1 rRNA gene is annotated in these 255 nt (G+C 55.7%); it reads left to right on the forward strand.

What is annotated here, in order from left to right:
• Positions 1 to 255: ribosomal RNA gene (locus PSH50_RS21105) — 16S ribosomal RNA — on the forward strand; the annotation flags it as partial.

Here is a 255-nt window from a genome sequence, read left to right on the forward strand (position 1 = left end):
GGGGACAACAGTTGGAAACGACTGCTAATACCGCATAATGTCTACGGACCAAAGGGGGCTTCGGCTCTCGCCTTTAGATTGGCCCAAGTGGGATTAGCTAGTTGGTGAGGTAATGGCTCACCAAGGCAACGATCCCTAGCTGGTTTGAGAGGATGATCAGCCACACTGGGACTGAGACACGGCCCAGACTCCTACGGGAGGCAGCAGTGGGGAATATTGCACAATGGGCGCAAGCCTGATGCAGCCATGCCGCGT

The organism is Pseudoalteromonas sp. Angola-7, assembly GCF_028599255.1.
Classification (GTDB): domain Bacteria; phylum Pseudomonadota; class Gammaproteobacteria; order Enterobacterales; family Alteromonadaceae; genus Pseudoalteromonas; species Pseudoalteromonas atlantica.